This is a genomic window from Arthrobacter sp. P1_B4 (assembly GCF_056406555.1).
This window is the reverse complement of sequence record NZ_JBFTZW010000193.1, coordinates 1-1,260: the sequence shown is the minus strand read 5'-3', so window position 1 is coordinate 1,260 and position 1,260 is coordinate 1. Positions and strand designations below refer to the sequence as shown.

Sequence of the window (1,260 nt, the reverse complement as noted above, 5' to 3'; positions counted from 1 at the left end):
GGGTCATGTCGCCGTCTTCGTCCGTCTCCGTGCTGATCGAACCGAGGGCGTAGCGGCCCCACTGGGTGTCGGCAGAGCCCGAGGGCAGGTATTCGTCCTGGAAGACCTGCCACAGCTGGGGTCCGCTGACTTCTCCGCCGACCGTGTCGGTCCGTTTCTGGATGACGCCGGAGAACTCGATCTGGGCGCGGCGCGGCAGGTCCAGGCTGTGCTCGTTCTTGAGCAGGTAGGCGACTCCGCCCTTGCCGGACTGCGAGTTGACCCGGATGACCGCCTCGTAGCTCCGGCCGAGGTCCTTCGGGTCCACCGGCAGGTACGGGACCTGCCAGGTGTAGTCGGCCACGTCCTTGCCCGCCGCGGCAGCGTCCTTTTCGAGGGCCTCCAGGCCCTTCTTGATCGCGTCCTGGTGCGAACCGGAGAACGCCGTGAAGACGAGGTCTCCGCCGTACGGGGACCGCTCGGCCACCGGCAGCTGGTTGCAGTACTCCACCGTGCGGCGGATTTCGTCGATGTCGGAGAAGTCGATCATCGGGTCGATGCCCTGGACGAACATGTTCAGGCCCAGGGTCACCAGGTCCACGTTGCCGGTCCGCTCGCCGTTGCCGAAGAGGCAGCCCTCGATCCGGTCTGCCCCGGCCAGGTAGCCCAGCTCGGCGGCGGCGACGCCGGTGCCGCGGTCGTTGTGCGGGTGCAGGGACAGGATGATGCCTTCGCGCGGGTGCAGGTTCCGGCTCATCCACTCGATGGAGTCGGCGTAGACATTGGGGGTGGCCATTTCCACCGTGGCGGGCAGGTTGATGATGACCTGACGGTCAGCCGAGGCCTCGAAGACGTCGGCGATCGCGTTGCAGACCCGGATGGCGTACTCCAGCTCGGTGCCGGTGAAGGACTCGGGCGAGTATTCGTAGGTGATGTGCGTATCGGCGAGAGTTTCCTCGTACTTCTTGCACAGCCGCGCACCCTGCAGGGCGATGTCGAGGATGCCGTCCTCGTCCTGGTTGAAGACCACGCGGCGCTGCAGGACGGACGTGGAGTTGTAGAGGTGGACGATTGCCTGCTTCGCGCCGACCAGGGACTCGTAGGTCCGCTCGATCAGGTGTTCGCGGGCCTGGGTCAGCACCTGGATCGTGACGTCGTCCGGGATGTGGTTGCCCTCGATCAGCTGCCGGACGAAGTCGAAGTCCGTCTGCGATGCCGAGGGGAACCCGACCTCGATCTCCTTGTAGCCCATCCGGACCAGCAGGTCGAACATCTTCAGCT

Annotated in this window: 1 protein-coding gene; it reads right to left on the bottom strand. The window is 65.8% G+C overall.

What is annotated here, in order from left to right; translation table 11 throughout:
- Window positions 1–1,260: 2-isopropylmalate synthase (locus AC1D1W_RS20665; RefSeq protein WP_476944696.1), on the bottom strand; the 1,260-nt coding region annotated here is incomplete at both ends.